General features: G+C 50.2%; 9 protein-coding genes and 1 other annotated feature. Of the genes, 2 read left to right on the forward strand and 7 right to left on the reverse strand.

Features of this window, described 5'->3' with window-relative positions; genetic code table 11:
- Positions 1 to 66: 66 nt before the first annotated feature.
- Positions 67 to 1,773 carry an NAD(P)H-hydrate dehydratase gene (locus tag N774_RS0107630; RefSeq protein WP_024860671.1) on the reverse strand — a complete coding sequence of 569 codons (1,707 nt, stop codon included), beginning with the start codon at positions 1,771 to 1,773 and terminating at the stop codon, positions 67 to 69.
- A 53-nt stretch (positions 1,774 to 1,826) separates the two neighbouring features.
- Complete coding sequence (locus N774_RS0107635; protein ID WP_024860672.1) at positions 1,827 to 2,351, reverse strand: hypothetical protein; 525 nt, start codon at positions 2,349 to 2,351, stop codon at positions 1,827 to 1,829.
- 591 nt (positions 2,352 to 2,942) lie between these two features.
- Here N774_RS0107635 and pheS point away from each other — a divergent pair.
- Complete coding sequence (gene pheS / locus N774_RS0107640; RefSeq protein ID WP_024860673.1) at positions 2,943 to 3,971, forward strand: phenylalanine--tRNA ligase subunit alpha; 1,029 nt, start codon at positions 2,943 to 2,945, stop codon at positions 3,969 to 3,971.
- 158 nt (positions 3,972 to 4,129) lie between these two features.
- Complete coding sequence (pheT, locus tag N774_RS0107645) at positions 4,130 to 6,586, forward strand: phenylalanine--tRNA ligase subunit beta (RefSeq protein WP_024860674.1); 2,457 nt, start codon at positions 4,130 to 4,132, stop codon at positions 6,584 to 6,586.
- 293 nt (positions 6,587 to 6,879) lie between these two features.
- Here the strand turns inward: pheT and asnA are convergent, their stop codons facing one another.
- From asnA to N774_RS0107670, 5 genes are all read right to left on the reverse strand, one after another.
- On the reverse strand, positions 6,880 to 7,890 hold the full coding sequence (gene asnA, locus N774_RS0107650) for an aspartate--ammonia ligase (RefSeq protein WP_024860675.1): 1,011 nt from the start codon (positions 7,888 to 7,890) through the stop codon (positions 6,880 to 6,882).
- A 214-nt stretch (positions 7,891 to 8,104) separates the two neighbouring features.
- A complete protein-coding gene (gene asnS, locus N774_RS0107655) occupies positions 8,105 to 9,475 on the reverse strand; it encodes an asparagine--tRNA ligase (RefSeq protein WP_024860676.1) in 1,371 nt (456 codons plus the stop codon).
- A 73-nt stretch (positions 9,476 to 9,548) separates the two neighbouring features.
- Positions 9,549 to 9,835, reverse strand: a binding site (T-box leader).
- A gap of 409 nt (positions 9,836 to 10,244) precedes the next feature.
- Positions 10,245 to 11,969 (reverse strand): leucine-rich repeat domain-containing protein, encoded by a 1,725-nt coding sequence (locus N774_RS0107660; RefSeq protein ID WP_024860677.1) that lies wholly within the window; start codon positions 11,967 to 11,969, stop codon positions 10,245 to 10,247.
- Positions 11,970 to 12,230: 261 nt separating this feature from the next.
- Positions 12,231 to 15,524 (reverse strand): SbcC/MukB-like Walker B domain-containing protein, encoded by a 3,294-nt coding sequence (locus N774_RS0107665; protein ID WP_024860678.1) that lies wholly within the window; start codon positions 15,522 to 15,524, stop codon positions 12,231 to 12,233.
- Positions 15,521 to 16,657, reverse strand: a complete 1,137-nt coding sequence (locus N774_RS0107670) for an exonuclease SbcCD subunit D (RefSeq protein ID WP_024860679.1) — start codon at positions 16,655 to 16,657, stop codon at positions 15,521 to 15,523. The genes N774_RS0107665 and N774_RS0107670 overlap by 4 nt, the downstream gene beginning before the upstream one ends.
- Positions 16,658 to 16,826 lie beyond the last annotated feature (169 nt).

Below are 16,826 nucleotides of genomic sequence, written 5' to 3' on the forward strand. Positions count from 1 at the left end.
CGGGGCACCGAGCCTGAAATTACATTCTTGTAAATGTAACCTGCGTTCCGCCAGAGGGGGCTTCCCTCAAACAGTCATATTTCTCTTCTTTTCCTTTAAAATGCCGAAAGCGTCGGAGATATTGCCGATGATATCCCTCGGCAGCATAGCCTCCATACCCAGCTTCCGAGCTGCCGTATCGCCTGCAAGTCCGTGCATATAAACGCCTGCGCAGGCTCCGTCGAACACGCCGCAGCCCTGTGCCACAGCAGCACCTATCATGCCTGCCAGCACATCGCCGCTGCCGCCCACGCTCATACCTGCGTTGCCTGTATGGTTAGCGGCTGTGGAGTGGCTGTCAGCCACCACAGTGCCTGCGCCTTTGAGGACAACGGTTATGCCGTACTGCTCTGCGTACTTCTCGGCGGCAATGAGCCTGTTCTCGGCTATCATCTCCGTGTCGCAGCTGAGAAGCCTTGCCATCTCCCCCATATGAGGTGTGATGATTATGTCCGTGCGCTTCTTCATTAAAATATCTATGTCCTTTGCTATGCAGTTTATGCCATCTGCGTCGATAATTACGGGACAGGGAGCATTCTGCGCCACAAATTTAGTAAGCTCTATAGTGTCGGGAGTTACTCCCATACCGCAGCCCATGACCACAGCGTCGGCTTTTTTCATTGCTTCTTCAAGGAGTTGGCGGCTGGTATCATAGAGCATAAAGCCGTAATCGTCGCTTTCAAGCTCCAAGAACGTAGCCTCGGGAGCAAGTACGGAAACGGTGTCTATGCACTTTTCAACGGAAGCCAGACGGACAAGTCCCACGCCGCTCCTGAGAGCTCCCAGTGCGGCAAACGCCGCAGCTCCGCGCATGGAGGAGCTTCCTGCGATAACGAGGACGGTTCCGAAGTCCCCCTTGTGAGCGTCTCTGTCGCGCTTGGGCGGATACGATGCAAGGAAGTTTCTCTCGATACGGTAGTACTTCCTCTCGCCCTCCAGTATTTTCATAGCCTCATGAGGGATACCGATATCTGCAACTGTCACCTTTCCGCAGTATTTCTTCATTGGGAACTGGGACATACCCGACTTTATAAAGCCGAATGTGATAGTCTCGTCAGCCTTGAATATCCCCACGGCTGCCGTACCCGAGGAGCTGTTTCCGCCGCTTGGAACGTCCACCGCGATGCGGTAAGCTCCCGAGCCTATGCCAAAGATACCCATAGTATCCTTGTCAAGCTGTCCGTGGAAGCCTGTTCCGAAAACGCCGTCCACAAGGACCTGTGCTCCCACTATAGCACCCTTGATAAGTCCCATGCGGTTCTTCTCCGCAAGGAGTATATCATCAAGGGGATTGTGCTCCTTCTTATCGTCGGAGCTGCCTGCATTTTTTGGCTGTATGGTCATATAATCAAGCTCCGCCGCTTCAATGGCAGCTTCAACATTGCCGCTGCGGAAGCCCTCTATAAAGGTTATCCTCTCACGGGGAAGTCTGCTCAGCATCTCCTGAGCAAGGGGCGTCTTGGGAAGTCCGCCTATATGGATAACAGTTATCTTGTATCCCTTATAAACCAGTATATCAGCCGCCGCGAAGCAGTCGCCGCCGTTGTTTCCCGTACCTGCAAGGAATACCACCGAGCAGTCCTCGGGAGCCAGCTTTGCCTCGTTTCGGCAATAGCCCTCTATGAGCTCCGCAAGCTTTCCGCCTGCGTTCTCCATGAGCTGTCTCTTGGACACGCCCAGCTTCTCGGAGCGTTCTTCAAGTCTGCTCATTTGCTTTGGTGTAACTATCTGCATATAAATGACCTCCCTTTTTAGCGTTTTCACGCCGAAATTATATTACTATCCTGTTACTGCTGCTTTGTTCTCAGCCTTGCAGGAAGAGCTTTTTTGATATTCTCCAGCATCCTCTCGTCGGGAGCAAATATAAGTCTCGCCGAGCCCACTGTCTCATCGGTAAAATCCGCATAATACTCATGTGAAGCTATATTGTCCGTAGCCATTATGACTGTCATATCGTCGGACTCCTCCATGCCGTCGTCATATTTTCCGAAGTCGGTAAACTGGCGGATATTGGTGGAAAGCATCTCACGGCGCTTCTTCTTTGCGATTATCTTGTCCACGTCAAGCTCGCCGTTGGTAAAGGTGTACTCGTACTCAACGTAGGTGTTCTGCACGTAATGATAAGTGCCGTAGCCTGCTGCCGCTGCAAGAGCCAAGCCAAGAAGTGACAGTATGGGATTTCTCAGCTGCAATATGGCAAGAGCCGCAAGGGTCAGCGTAAGGAGCGCTCCCACTACCATGACCATTACGCGCCTTGTTTTATCCGAAGACGTTTCGTTCTTTTTTACAAGCTGTTCTGCAAAATTATCCATTTTATTATCTCCATTCGGTATATATAAAGTGATGCATATTAATAATAACACATTTTTAGTCAGAATGCAATAAATCATATCATTTTTTTCAAATGCTTCATCTTTTTTTCACAAGTTTGCGTCAAGGGAGGATTTTTTTTGAAAAAGACTTGATTTTTTTGGATTTGGGCTTTATAATTGATGTATAACCCGATGACTGAGAGAGTAAGTATGTGGAGGTCTCCTCAGAGAGGAGCGGTGAGGTGTGAGCGCTCTGTGACCGTCCGTACCGAAGTTCACTCACGAGGGGCAAGGCGGAAGCGCTGCGGCGATGCGGCGTAGTAGGCTGCGACGTAGGTCTGCGTTAGAGACAAGAGAGTGTCGGCTCTCCTGACAATGGGTGGTATAAAAGCAAGGTTTTAAGTCTTGTCCTGTTGGACAGGGCTTTTTTATTTAGTCACGACACAAAAAGAATTGAGAATGTAGAATTGAGAATTGAAAATTTTGGTATCGCCTGCGGCGATGATAATTATAATCAATGCCCGTCAGGGCACACAATCATTCTCAACTCTCAACTCTCAATTCTCAACTAAAAAATTTTGAGGTGAAACAATGAAAGAACAGCTTGAAAAAATCGAAGCGCTGGCTAAGCAGGAACTCAGCTCCTGTACAGAGATCAAGGCGCTGGACGACCTGAGGATAAAATTCCTCGGCAAAAAGGGTGAGCTCACAGCTATCTTAAAGCAGATGGGACAGCTCTCCGCAGAAGAAAGACCTGTTATAGGTCAGCTTGCCAACAAGGTAAGAGCAGACATCGAAGAGGCTCTGAACACTAAGCTTTCTTCACTGAAGGCAAACGCACAGGCTGCAAAGCTGGCAGAGGAGAAGATCGACATTACTCTCCCCGGCAAGCACGCTCCTTTCGGCAAGCTCCACCCTCTCACTAAGGTGGAGAACGAGATCAGAGAGATCTTCATCGGTATGGGCTTCAATATCGCTGACGGTCCCGAGATCGACGACGATTACCACGTTTTCGAGGCTCTCAATCTCCCTCCCGATCACCCTGCAAGAGATACTCAGGATACTTTCTACATCGAGGGTACTAACGAGACAGTTCTTCTCCGTACACAGACATCTTCCGTACAGGTACACGTTATGGAGAACCAGAAGCCCCCTATCCGTATCATCTCTCCCGGACGAGTTTTCCGTTCCGACGCCGTTGACGCTACTCACTCCCCTCTCTTCCACCAGATCGAGGGTCTCGTAGTTGACAAGGGCATCACAATGAGCGACCTCAAGGGCACTCTTGAAATGCTTATGAAGAAGCTCTACGGCAATGACTGCAAGCTCCGCTTCCGTCCTCACCACTTCCCGTTCACAGAGCCAAGCTGTGAGGTAGATATCAGCTGCTTCAACTGCGGCGGCAAGGGCTGCTCAATGTGTAAGGACGAGGGCTATATCGAGCTTCTGGGCGCAGGCATGGTACACCCAAAGGTTCTTGAGAACTGCGGCATCGACCCTGAGGAGTATTCGGGCTTTGCATTCGGTCTCGGACTTGAGCGTATGGTAATGGGACGCTTCGATATCAACGATCTCCGTCTCCTTTACGAGAACGATACAAGATTCTTAGAACAGTTCTAAACTAATTTCTGATTAAGCCATAAGCCTTTAGCTTATGGTGTCCGATTTTGCCGGACGGATAAAATTAATTTTTCAATATCATCGCCCACGGGCGATACCATTAGCTAAAGGCTGACAGCTGACGGCTAACGGCTCAATAAATCGAAAGGAAAAAAGATATGAATTTATCTATGAAATGGCTCGGCGACTACGTGAAAGCCGATATGCCTATAAAGGATTTCTGCCATGCCCTCACAATGAGCGGCTCAAAGGTAGAATGCTACGAAAAAGAGGGCAGCAATATCTCCAATGTAGTAGTTGGTAAGATACTCTCAAAGGGACCTCACGAAAACGCCGATGCGCTGTTCGTATGTCAGGTGGACATCGGCGCAGAAGCTCCCATACAGATAGTTACAAACGCTAAGAACGTAAAAGAGGGCGACCTTGTTCCCGTTGCTCTTGACGGAGCTGTTCTCCCCGAGGGCAAGATAAAGAAGTGCAAGATGCGCGGCGTTGAGAGCTTCGGTATGTTCTGCGGACTTGAAACTCTCGGTCTCACAGCTCACGATTTCCCATACGCAGACCCCGAGGGCGTATTCGTTATCGAGGAAGACTGCAAGCTTGGTGAGGATATCCACACTGCTATAGGTCTGGACGATACCTCAGTTGAGTTCGAGATAACCTCGAATCGCCCCGACTGTCTCAGCGTTATCGGTCTTGCAAGAGAGACTGCCGCTACCTACGGCACAGAGCTGAAGGTAAACGCTCCCGAGTTCAAGGGCGTTGACGGCGATATCAACTCAATGCTGAAAGTCGATATCCACAACACAGAGAAGTGCCAGAGATACTGCGCAGGTATCGTAAAGAACGTAAAGATAGGACCTTCTCCCCGCTGGATGAGAGAGCGTCTCCGTGCAAGCGGCGTCCGTCCTATCAACAATTTCGTTGATATCACAAACTACGTAATGCTGGAATACGGTCAGCCTATGCACGCTTTCGACCTCCGCTACGTTGAGGGAGCTCACATCAATGTCCGCAACGCTAAGAACGGCGAAAAGATAATGACACTCGACGGCGTAGAGCGTGAGCTCACAGACGATATGCTGGTCATCGCTGACGAGAAGAAGCCCGTTGCTGTTGCAGGTATCATGGGCGGCGAGTACAGCGGTATCATGGACGACACAACAACTGTTGTATTCGAGTCCGCATACTTTGAGCCAACTCAGGTAAGACAGACCTCAAAGAAGCTCCGCTTAAAGTCCGACGCTTCCGCACGCTACGAAAAGGGCGTTGACAGACTTATCTCCATGACCTGCTTGAAGAGAGCTTTCCAGCTCGTTGAGGAGCTGGGCGCAGGTGAAGTTCTCAATACTGTCATCGACTGCGACTACACAGACAAGACACCCGCTTCCGTTGAGTTCAGCGCAGAGTGGATAAACAATTTCCTCGGCACTGATATATCCGAGGCTGACATGATAAAGTACCTCGAAAGACTTGAATTCAAGGTAGAGAACGGCAGGGTAATAGCTCCCTCATTCCGTATAGACATCGGCTGCAAGGCTGATATCGCAGAGGAAGTTGCACGTATCTACGGCTACAACAATATCCCCTCAACAGACTTCCGCGGCGTTGCAAGAGCTGAGTTCACAGAGGAGCAGAAGTTCACACGCACACTGAGAAATGCAGCTGTTGCTCTCGGCGGCTATGAGATAGCTACATACTCTTTCGTATCTCCCAAGTACTTCGATAAGATACGCCTCCCACAGGACAGCAAGCTCCGCAAGGTAGTAAGGATCGTTAATCCTCTGGGCGAGGACACCAGCGTTATGAGAACATCTACTATCCCCTCAATGCTGGACGTTCTCTCCTTCAACTACAACAACCGCAACGACAAGGCTTGTCTCTTTGAGATAGCTAAGGAGTACCTCCCTGCCGAGCAGGAAAAGCCTTTCATCAACGGCGATACACTTGCTAACAGCGGCAAGCAGAAGCACAAGTACAGCTACTCACTCCCCGACGAGCCACAGAAGCTCACTATCGGTATGTACGGCGGCGACGCTGACTTCTACACCCTCAAGGGCATGGTAGAGCAGCTCCTCGCAGAGCTGAAAATCGACGACGTTGAGTATATCCGCGCAAATGACAGCGATGTATTCGACGAGAAGTACGCTCTCCACCCCGGCAGAAGCGCAGTTATCCTCAAGGACGGCTCTCCTCTCGGTATCATGGGCGAGGTTCACCCCGAGGTACAGGAGACATATGAGATAGGCGTAAAGACCTACGTTGCAAAGCTCAATATCCCCGAGCTCATGGCAGCTGCCGCTGACAAGATAACCTATCAGCCACTGCCCAAATTCCCTGCAACTACCCGTGACCTCAGTCTCCTTGTGGACGAGGATATGCCTGTTGCAGAGCTTGAAAAGGCTATCAAGGGCGCTGTAGGAAAGATACTTGAAAAGGTAACTCTCTTCGATGTATACCGCAGCGACGACATGAAGAAGAACGGCAAGAAGAGTATTGCTTACTCTATTTCAATGCGTTCACACGAGGGTACTCTCACAGACGAGCAGGCAGACGGCGCTATGAAGCGCGTACTGAAAGCACTCAGCGCTATCGGAGCAGAATTAAGAGGTTAAGCAGCCATTAGCTTGTAGGGGCGAACAGTGGTCGCCCGCAAATACGAATATAACAAACGAAGCCCGAAAGCATAGCTTTCGGGCTTTTTATCATGTGTAGGGGCGATTTCCGAGCGCCCGTTAAAGGACGCCCTCTCTTGCAGGGCCCCCTAATCGGGTCCGTCCCCTCTGTCAGCGAAGCTGACAGAAGGGGACGGGCTGGTTAAGCCTGCCTCTGGACTCCGCCAAAGGAACACAGTCCCTTTGGAATCCCGTTCATACGCTCAGCAAGTTATTACGTTATATGTTTTTTATCAGAGCAGAGTGATACCGTTCTCAGCGCACTTCTCTATCATATCGTCAGGCCATATTGAGGACTGTACCTCGCCGATATGTGCCTTTTCAAGCATAAACATGCAAAGTCTTGACTGACCGATACCGCCGCCGATAGTGAGAGGAAGTGTGCCGTCAGCTATCATCTGGTGGTACTTGTACTGCATTCTGTCCTCAGCGCCGCACTCGGCAAGCTGCTTTTTAAGGGATTCTTCGTCAACACGGATACCCATTGAGGATATCTCCAGAGAATCATCGAGAACCTCGTCCCAGAAGAGGATATCGCCGTTCAGTGACCAGTCGTCGTAGTCGGGAGCTCTTCCGTCGTGCTTCTCACCGCTGGAGAGCTTTCCGCCGATACCCATAAGGAATACGGTCTTGTGCTCCTTTGTGATAAGGCGCTCACGCTCGTGACCTGTCTTGTCGGGATACATATCCTCAAGCTCCTGAGTAGTGATGAAGTAAGGCTCCTCACAGATCTTTGCATCCAGCTGAGGATAGCGGAGACTTACCTTACGCTTTGTATAAGCGATAGCCTTGACCAAGGACTTTACTGTCTCTTTGAGGAACTGGATATTTCTCTGATCGCGGGTAATGACCTTTTCCCAGTCCCACTGGTCAACGAAGATGGAGTGTGTATTATCTGTATCGTCATCACGGCGGATAGCGTTCATATCAGTGTAGATGCCCTCGCCTGCATTGTAGCCGTAGCGATAGAGAGCCATACGCTTCCATTTAGCCAGCGACTGAACTACCTCTGCTTCTGCGTCGATCTCCTTGATGTCGAAATCCACCTTGCGCTCAACGCCGTTGAGGTCATCGTTGATACCGCTGCCCTTTTTAACGATCAGGGGAGCTGATACACGGTCAAGTGTAAGTGCAAAAGAGAGAGCCGTCTGAAATACGTCCTTGATGTACTTGATAGCGTGCTGAGTTTCTCTCAGCGTTAGACTTGATTTATAGTCCTTGGGGATATACAGCGATCTTGACATGATCAATCACTTTCCTTTACTTGATATTTTTACGGCTATCGGCGCCATTGACGAAAGCCGTGCTGTACTTTTTGAAGTTTAGAGTTTAGAATTGAGAGTTGAAAGTTATGGTGTCGCCTGCGGCGACATTATTTAAATAATGTGAGCGAAGTGAACACATTAACTCTCTACTCTACACTTTCAACTCTCATCTTTTAACGGCTTTGCCGTTAAATCATCTGATAGATCCGACTGTTCTCGGGAAGAGTATAACGTCGCGGATATTTGCCATGCCTGTTGTATACATGATAAGTCTCTCGAAGCCCAGACCAAAGCCGCCGTGAGGTACTGAGCCGAACTTTCTCAGGTCGAGGTAGTCGCTGTAGAGGTCGAGGTTCATCTGTCTCTCGTTCATAGCAGCGATGAGCTTCTCATAGTCAGCCTCACGCTCGCTGCCGCCAATTATCTCGCCGACACCGGGGACAAGGAGGTCAACAGCCGCAACGGTCTTGCCGTCGGGGTTCTGCTTCATGTAGAAGGACTTTATCTCCTTGGGGTAGTCTGTTACGAATACAGCCTTCTTGAACACCTTCTCGGAGAGGTATCTCTCATGCTCTGTCTGGAGGTCGCAGCCCCACTCTACAGGGTATACGAAGTTCTCACCTGACTTTTTGAGGAGGTCGATAGCCTCTGTGTAGGTAACTCTTGCAAAGTCGTGGGAGATAAGCTCCTCAAGGCGCTCGATAAGACCTTTTTCAAAGTGAGCGTCGAAGAACTTCATGTCATCGGGACATGTATCAAGGAGCTTGCGGATAACGTATTTCAGCATATTCTCAGCTATCTCGATAACGTCGTCCAGCTCTGCGAAAGCTACCTCGGGCTCAACATGCCAGAATTCTGCAAGGTGCTTTGGAGTATTGGAGTTCTCGGCTCTGAATGAGGGACCGAATGTGTAGATCTTACCCATAGCCATTGCAGCCATTTCGCCCTCCAGCTGACCTGATACGGAAAGGCCTGCCTTTCTGCCGAAGAAGTCGTTAGCGTAGTACTCCTCCTCGTTCTTGTAGTCCTTGCTGTAGCCGATAGTTGTTACCTGGAACATCTCGCCTGCGCCCTCACAGTCGCTGCCTGTGATAAGGGGAGTATTTACATAAACGTAGTTGTTCTTCTGGAAGTACTCATGTATAGCAGCAGCAAGCACTGAACGGACGCGCCATACTGCATTGAATGTATTCGTTCTGCCTCTGAGGTGAGGGATAGTACGGAGGAATTCAAGGGTGTGTCCCTTTTTCTGGAGAGGATAATCTGTGGGAGCATCGCCCAGTACAGTGATACCGTCGGGAGCTGCATTTATCTCAACAGTCTCGTTTCTGCCCTCAACAGCAGTACCTGTTACCTTTACGGACATGCCGACTCTTGGCTCCTTGTAGTCGCTGTCGCCCTTGTCAACTACGACCTGAACGTTTTTAAGTGAGGTACCGTCGTTTACCTCAACGAATGCTACGCTCTTGGAGTTGCGTGAGGTACGTACCCAGCCGCATACAGTTACCTGCTTGCCTACATAGTCCTTGGTGGAGATTATCTCCTTGACATCAATGTGCTTCATAAATGATCTTCCTTTCAATATATAAAGTATATTATGCAGGACGAGCAGAAATACAAAAAGCCCCGTCCTGAAACTACAGGACGGGGCATAATACCCGTGGTGCCACCTGAATTACCGCAAAAGCGATCACTTTTGAGCCGCTGTAACGTGCGGAATACGTCGCCCCTACTCGAAGCACCGTAATAGTGAAAATATCTTCAAAAACAGCTCCTTTTCAGGACGCTGCCCCACTTAAATCGGCACCCTTTGGGTTTGATGCTCGGGAGTGTTATTCACACAGACTCTGATATGCGGCTCTCACCATGCCCGCACTCTCTGGGAACGAAATTCTGCGTTACTTCTCTCCGTCATCGCATTTCTTTGATGTTTGTATTATATCACTTTCAAATTTGATTGTCAAGTGTCTGAAAGCAAAAAAATGATTTTTTTCACATTCCTGTCATATTAAAGCCCTTGATTCCACATTGAGCATTATTTCTCACACAAAGCTTTTCTGTTATTTTCACTTTTCAATACGACAATTTACAAAAAAGTGGTGTATATTATAATTATAGAAGCAGCGTGACGCTGTACCCTTGCCACGTTGGCGCTCGTAAACTCGCTCACTATCATCAGATTTGCTGATTGTACATCGCTTACAGCACAATAATTATGCCGAGATCAAGAATGGGATTTCAACGAACAGTCCCCGGTTTATTTAAGCTTCATTTTTCCCCTCCAAATTTATATAAAAAACCGAGAGCAATGCTCTCGGTTTTTGCTTTTCATATCAGATAAACAGTGTGCTGAAGCCGTGCTCCTTGGCATAGCGCTCAGCCTTTTTGCGGTTGACCTGTTTAAGTATCCTTATGGTCTGCTTGTGACCTTTCTTTATGCTTTCAAGTGGGATATTCTCGTCCTCGAACTCCGCTATCTGGATATTGCACAGACTCTCGCAGCCGCAGAACGCGTCCTCCCTGATGTCCTTTGTATACATACTTATTCTAAGATCCATAAGATTCTGGCAGCCATAGAACGCCCAGTTTCCGATACTCTTGATAGTTGTCGGTATGATTATGGACTCCAGCGATCTGCACCATGAGAAAGCGCTCTCGCCTATGACAGTTACAGAATTGGAGATTATGACCTTTTTAAGGCTGTAGCACTCTGAGAAAGCCGCACTGCCTATTTCTTCAACAGAGCCCGAGATAACTATTCTTCTCAGTCTCTTGCAGGAGAAGAACATGAGGTCGCTTATCCTCTGGAGATATGCAGGCAGTACCACATTTTCAAGACTGTTGCAGCGTCCGAAAGCGCCCTTGCCTATCTTCTTGACCGACTCGGGCAGATTCAGCTCTTTGAGTCTCAGGCATTTGAGGAAAGCATTTTCGCCGATGGACTCGAGATTCTTTGAGAAAACCACCTCTTCAAGGTTAAAGCAGTGACAGAACGCGAACTTATCCACCACGCGGATACTGTCGGACATGACGATCCTTTTCACGGTCTCGTTGCCGCGGAAAGCGTACTTGCCCACGACCTTTACCTTTTCGGGAATAACGATAGACTCGGTAGTTCCCACGTACTTAACGAGTGTGCCGTTCTTGTCGATAGCCATGTTGTTGACGTCGTCTATCTCGATGTTCTCGTCATTTATAAGGTCGCCGTACTTCTCATAATCCTCGGACTTTTCGTCCTTTTGCGGAGCTTCGGGCTTCTTTTCCTCAGCCTTTGCGTCCTTCTTGGGAGCCTCTGGCATCTTTTCCTCAGCCTTTGCGTCCTTTTTGTGAGTCTCTGGCTTCTTTTCCTCAGCCTTTGCGTCCTTCTTGGGAGCCTCTGGCTTCTTTTCCTCAGCCTTTGCATCCTTTTTGGGAGCTTCGGACTTCTTTTCCTCAGCCTTTGCGTCCTTTTTGGGAGCTTCGGACTTCTTTTCCTCAGCCTTAATGTCCTTTTTAGAGGCTTCGGACTTTTTATCATTCAGTTTATCAAGCTTTACAGGCTCGGGAGAAGTATCTATCCGCTTTTTATCGTGAAGAATATCAGGCATTTTATCAGCCTTGAACTTCTCCTTCTCAGACTCGGGAATGGAGTCCATTATTTTCTGCGCAAGCTCATCGCCGTCATCAGTGCGTACAGTTTTGCCCTGTTTTTTGTCGCCTGTCGCTTCTTTTTTAGGCTCGGGCTTGGTCTCAGCAGGCTTCTGACCTGCATGAACAGCTGACTTGGTATCAGCAGGCTTCTGCTCTGCCTTGGGCTCTGGCTTGGTCTCGGCAGACTTCTGCTCTGCCTTGGGTGCAGGCTTAGTCTCGGCAGGCTTCTGCTCTGCCTTGGGTGCAGGCTTAGTCTCAGCTGGCTTCTGCTCCGACTGGCGTGCCTTTACCGCTCTGACCCTGACAACTTTTGCCTTTTTAGGAGCTTTCACGCTCCCGACAGCGCTGTTTTTTTCAGCACAAACAGGACAGCTGTCATATTTATCAGCATCGTAGAGATGCTTTTCGGGACATTTTGTCATTTTCATTTTGCTATCACTCCATAGGCTAATTCTATGCGTTGTTTTTTAAGAAAAAATGAATTCAACAATATAATTATAGCATTTCAACGAACAAAAATCAACAAAGCGGATAGTCTGCCCGAAAAATTTGTAAATAATTACAAGTTTTCCCGCCCATACAGTCTGCAAACGCGGATTTTCCGCTTATGTGATTGGAGCAATTTGGATAAAATGCACAAAGTAAAAATATTGGTAAAGCCGCAGCTCCATATGGAGCTGCGGCTAAGATCAAACTATGATCTCAGCGGTGCTTCCGCCGTTTTTGTCCTTGCGGACAACGATCTGCTTATCTATACGCTGCTTGAGCGCCTGTACATGAGAGATTATCCCCACAAGGCGGCTGCCCTCGGACAGTCCTGCAAGAGCGCGTACAGCCTGCTCTATGGAGTTGTCGTCCAGCGAGCCGAAGCCCTCGTCCACGAACATGGTATCAAGCTGTATGCCCCCTGCCGAGCACTGTATCTCGTCGGAAAGTCCCAGTGCCAGCGAGAGTGAAGCCTTAAAGGACTCGCCGCCGGACAGGGTCTTGACGCTTCTCACAGAGCCGTTATAGTGATCCACCACATCAAGGTCAAGTCCCACCTGAGTGCGCTTGTCCTCGAATTCCTCACGCCTTTTAAGGGTGTACTGCCCATCGGACATGACCTTGAGACGGAGATTTGCGCGGCGAATTATCCTGTCGAAATATGCGGTCTGTATATAGGTCTCCAGCATGAGCTTGCTCTGGTCGGACAGCTTTCCGTTAGCGGTATCCGAGAGATTTTTCACCCATATATAGCGTTTTTCAAGCTCAGAGAGCTCCGCGGAGCCGTCGGTAATGTTTGAAAGCGCAGTGTTATTTATTGCAAGTCTTGTGTGGAGCTGTCTCAGCTTTGCCGCAATAGCAGTTTTTTCGGCTGTGAGACGTGACCTTTCGCTGCTTTCCTTGTCAGCGTCAAGGTCGCCGAAGCCTGCAAGCTGCTCCGTCAGCTGCTTCAGCCTGCCCGCAATGCCCGAGCAGAGCTTCTCGCCGTCGTTTACAGCGCTTTCCGCAGCATCGTAAGCCGCCTTGATATCCGCGCACTTCTTCCTAAGCGAAGCCGCATATATCTCGGCATTTTTGCCGTTTTCAAAGCGAAGTCTGCCGCGGAGCTCCGCAAGCTGACGCCCAAGCTCCGCAAGCCTTGTATCGGAAGCTACCTTTTTCCCGTTAAGCGCCGTGATATCGCTGCTAAGCTGATTTATCAGCTGCTCCGACCGTGGTATGAGCTTGTCAAGCTCCGCCTTATGGGCAGCCTTTTCGGCTTCCTCTGCTATTTTTGAAGATATATCGGAAATTTGTGCCTTCAGCAGTGTTCTTTCCGTGATAATCCTTTCACGGACCTCATCAAAGGCAGCACCGTCCATTACTTCTGCCGCCCGCTTTTCAGCGTCCGCAAGAAGCTGCTTCACCTTGCCATCAAGAGTATCCCTGCGGCTGCGGAGCTCCGTTATCTTCCTGTCGGTCTCGGCAACAGCCGCCATAACGCCTTTTTCCTGAGTTTCCTTGGACTCTGTCTCACGCCCCAGTCTGTCGTACTCGGCTATGAGTTTCTCTGCCTCGGTCAGCTTCTTTTCCAGCTGATCCAGCTGCTCAATGGTGCTTTGCAGCTCCTCTGCGCAGCGCTCCGCCGCGTCTGCCATATCACAGCCGAGAAGCTCCCCGACTTCCGCCGTCAGAGTCTTTTCCAGCTCGTCAGCCTTGACCTTTGCGGCTGAGGCTTCTGCGCTGCGCTTCTCAGCGAAGCTCCGCGCCTGTTCAAGCTTCTTTTTCAGCTTTTCAAGGTCCGCCTCAGTGGGTGCATTGGTGCATTTTTGTGCGGGGACAGGGTGCTCCCGTGAGCCGCATACGGGACAGGGCTCGCCGTCGCGGAGCTGCTCCGCAAGAACGCCTGCACGGTCATCGAGAAACGCCCTGTAGCCCTGCTCGTATTTTGCAGCAAGGCGGCTCACCTCTTCTGCGGCTTCGCTGTAAAGCTCCGCCGCTTCCTCATGCTCACTGAACCGCTTCTCGCTCTCGGTTATATCGGCGGACAGCCTCCGCAGCTGAGTGCTTCTGCTCTTCAAGCCCTCCTCGCTGCGGAGAAGCTTCTCCTTTTCCGCACTGCAGTTCTCAAGCTCGCTGCGGCGCTTTTTCATCACCGTTATCTCTTCTGCCAGCAGCTCACACTGCTTCATCAGGCGGTCGTGCTCTGAGGTCTGCTCCTTTAAGTCTGCGGCAGCTTTTTTCAGCTCTGCGCTGCTTGTTTCGTATCCCGTCAGCAGCTCTGCCAGCTTGTACAGCTCCTGGCCGCGGCGGCTCAGCCTTTCACGCTCCGCGTCCAGCTTCGCCTTGTTCTCGCCGATGCCGCCGAGAGCTGAAAGCTCTGCTTTCAGCTCCTCCAGCCGCTTCTCCGAAGCGGCTTTCTCGGCGGCTGCTCTGTCAAGGTCGGACGCCGCCTTTTCAAGCACCTTTTTCTCCTCGGCAAGCAGGCGCTCCTGCTCAGCCGCACGTTCATATTCGGGCTTCTCAGCCTCTACTGCCGCCAGCTCCGACATGATCTCAGTCACCTTGGGCTGACGTGCCTTTTCGGTCTCATATTTGTCCGCAAGGAGCTTTTGCCGCTGCTGAGCCTCCTGAAGCTCCTTTGATGTGCGGTCGCGGTCAGCTTCTATACGAGCCTTTTCCTCAGCCTTTGCAAGTCTTGCACTCACGGCTTCAAGGCTCTTGTCCAGCTCCTCGCTCTCACGCTCGTAAACCTCTGACTGTGCCTTGTCACGGCTTATGAGCCTGTTCATCACATCGGTGATGTACTCCAGCGGCGGCAGCTCCTCACGCAGCTTTTCGACCTCGGGAGCAAACTCGTCCTCTTCACCGCATACTATGCCCTCGATGTACTGCTTTACGCCCTCGCGAAGCCTGTCGCAGCCGCTTTTCAGCGTGCTGCACTCGCTTTTGAGAGCCTCCTGCAAGGTCTGGTAGTTCTTGGTCTTGAAGATGTGGCGCAGTATCTCGCGGCGCTGAGTAGTATCCTCGGTTATGAGCTTCATGAAGTCGCCCTGAGCTATCATGGCTATCTGCTTGAACTGCTTTTCCGTAAGCCCTATTACCTCGGCAACTGCCCCGTCAACGTCCCTTTTTCCAGAAACAGCTCTGCCGTCGGGATAGGTGAACACCGCATTGGCAGGCTGCTGAGCATATCCGCCGCCGCGCTTAGCCTGTCTGGTGTAGGCAGGGTTGCGGTTTATGGTGTAGCGCTTGCCTGCGTAGTCGAAAACCAGCTCCACATAGGTGGGAGTATCCAGCGAGGCATACTTCGACCGCAGCATACTGTCGTCGTCGCGGTTCACACCGCTGGCGCTTCCGTAAAGTGCGTAAGTAATGGCATCGAATATGGTAGTCTTTCCTGCTCCCGTATCGCCTGTAATAAGGTAAAGTCCGCTGTTTCCGAGAGCTTCAAGGTCAAGGACAGCCTTTTCGGCATAGGGGCCGAAGCCTGACATTTCAAGTTTTATGGGTCTCATACCTCGCCCTCCCATATCTTTTCTATCAGCGACTGCGCAAGCTCACGCTGCTGCGGTGACATCTCGCCGCCGTTGCTGAGCTTGTAGAACTCCTCAAAAAGCTCGATAGGCTGCCTGTTGTCAGCGTCGGCAGTCTCAATACTGCCATGTGAGCTCCTTGTGCGGCGGTTGTCGTATTCAAGGCTCATAATATTGGGATATACGCTGCGAAGCCGTCCCATAGCCTCGGGGATATCCTCCTCATCAGTGAGAACTGCGTGGATATAGTCATTGGTATTCCCTGCCGAGCTGCATTCCATTGAGCAGATGTACTCAAATCTCCCCTTTACTATGCGCATATCGTGCAGTGGCTCGACGGGCACTGTTCTTACGGTCATATCGCCCTTTTTGCGGAGCTCCACCACTGTCACCGACTTCTGCTGGGAAGCCTCGGAAAATGAATATTTCAGCGGCGTTCCGCAGTAGCGTATCCTCTCGCTGCCTACGTTCTGGGGACTGTGGATATGTCCCAGTGCAACATAGTCGAAGCCGTCAAAGGCAGAGCTGTCAACGTTGTCCGTGCCGCCTACGGATACCTCCTCGGAGTCGCTTTTCTGAGCTCCCGTAACGAACTGATGAGTTATAATGATATTTCGCCTTGTGAAATCTGCGTCCATAGCGTCAACAGCGGTATTCACGGCGTCGGTGTAGCTGACTATCTCCGCATCGGGAAAGAACCTGCGAACACTGACGGGCTTGATAAAGGGCAGCATGTAAACTCCCAACTCACCGTATTCATCGCTGAGTATGGTAGGTACTATATTCCCGTCGTAAACAGGAGACATATGTATGCCGCTTTTCTCCATGATATGGGAGCCGAAGGCTATGCGCTCCGCAGAGTCATGGTTTCCGCTTATGACAAAGATATGCTCAGTCTGCTCTGCCGCTTTGGTGAGGAAGTCATCGAAAAGCCTGACAGCTTCCGCGGAGGGAACTGGCTTATCGTAAATATCCCCTGCTATAACTATCATATCAGGGTGCTCCTCTGAAATTATACTGTATATCTCGCGGAGAATGAACTCCTGATCCTCAATGAGAGAGAATTCGTTGAGTCTCTTGCCGAGATGAAGATCTGACAAATGAATAAGCTTCATACATACCCTCCTTTAAATCATAATTTTGCTCCGCAAAATTATGATTTACCTTACATTTATTATATAGAGTTTATGTGGCATTGTCAACGCAGTTCAGACAAAAAATATCCCCGTCCGAGTGCTGCGGACAGGGATAACATATAATATTTCCCAATTGCTGAAGCTGTTA

It is taken from the genome of Ruminococcus flavefaciens AE3010, assembly GCF_000526795.1.
GTDB classification, from domain to species: Bacteria; Bacillota; Clostridia; order Oscillospirales; family Ruminococcaceae; genus Ruminococcus; species Ruminococcus flavefaciens_D.